Here is a 1,395-nt window from a genome sequence, read left to right as displayed (position 1 = left end):
ATGTCTTCTTCCATCGCCTTGCTCATCGTCTTTTCCTCGATTATGACTTGAGCAGGTTTTCACTGGGTCAATACAGGCAAGCTCAGCCTTTCCAGAATCTTAGAATACGAGTCGAAAATGCTTCGCTGTGTTCGGGTGAGATCACTATGGTCCGCTAGTGCCCACAGTACGAGCTCCAACGTTTCACCGTCGGTACGAAGCAGGGTGGCGTCATATGGCTTTCTGATGAAGTGCTCGATCGCGATGATCGTCTCAACGATGGCAGTGTCCAAATGAGAAATACCGACAACGTCGACAATCTCTTCATCGTAGAACACGGTCTGATAAAGTTTCTCGCAAATTCGATGGATGTAGACCGGAAAACCATCACTTATTGCCGCAATACGGTGGCGCACTTCATCATCAACCGAAAGGCCTAGAGCGGTGGCGGACTTGTCAATGATGTCCCAGCGTGAAGAAACGTTCAGCCGCTCAATTTTCACGCCGTCGAAATAGCGGTTCGCGGAGCCGTGAGCCTCCAGCAGATCGTCGACGGTATCTCCGATGCCACAAAAAATGAACTTGATAGGAACTCGCTGATCTCCCAGTTGCTTCAACAAGTCGGCAAAATGAGAGCGCTCCACGGTGCTCATCAAATCAAACTCATCTATCACAACGATTGGCTGCTTGCTCAATCCACGATCATCTTCGTGAAGCAACAGCGTTACGGCAGCATTCGCATCACGAATGTGCGGCAAGAGTGCTTCCTCCGTCTGACTGGTCGTATCCTTAGTCGCCGTTGCATTCACTGACAGGAAGCTAAGTGGCAACGCTGCAGCCAGATTCCGTGTCAACCGAGACGATAGGGTCCGCTTTGACTCGTACGGATTTCCGCCCCTCAACTTGACGATCACATCCTGCATGACCGACTCGAAAGTGGATGCTTTATGGCAGCTAGTAATAACAGGTTGAGAATCCGCTGACTGGAAACGGAAAGCTGCGGTCTGAGCTAGCGAGGTTTTTCCGACACCACGGTCCCCATGAATGAAAATCTGCCGGCCCCGCATCGCCAAACTGGTCCGAACTCTTTCAAGAGCAGCCTCTCGACCGAACAAATGCTCCGGCGAGGTGACGGGAGACGACGCGCTCAGTTCTTCGTTGAGAATGCGAAACAACTCCTCCTCGGTTGTTCCTCGGATCGCCATTTTCGTCCCTTTCGATAATGTTAATGACATTATACGAAGATGCGGATAACGAACAAAATCGTGTAAAAGAACGCAGGTACAAAGTTGCGCAAAATCCGGGAACAACAGTTGGCGGACGCAATTTAGGATACTCATGACATGCCCCCTGCAAACAGGGCCAGCCGGATTCTAGTAAAGTTCGTTTTCGGAGAAGAAGACGAACATGAAGAAG

General features: G+C 50.5%; 1 protein-coding gene. It reads right to left on the bottom strand.

Translation table 11 applies throughout. The features are described 5' to 3' along the window. Positions 1-59: 59 nt before the first annotated feature. On the bottom strand, positions 60-1,184 hold the full coding sequence (locus PAN31108_RS26190; protein ID WP_174995152.1) for an AAA family ATPase: 1,125 nt from the start codon (positions 1,182-1,184) through the stop codon (positions 60-62). Positions 1,185-1,395: the final 211 nt, after the last annotated feature.

Source organism: Pandoraea anhela (assembly GCF_902459655.1).
Lineage (GTDB): Bacteria > Pseudomonadota > Gammaproteobacteria > Burkholderiales > Burkholderiaceae > Pandoraea > Pandoraea anhela.
Note: the sequence above shows the minus strand (reverse complement) of the source record. Positions and strands in the feature narration are given on the sequence as shown.

What these genes read in the sequence shown, in the direction of transcription:
- PAN31108_RS26190 (WP_174995152.1), bottom strand. Translation starts at nt 1,184, where the DNA reads ATGGCGATCCGAGGAACAACCGAGGAGGAGTTGTTTCGCATTCTCAAC.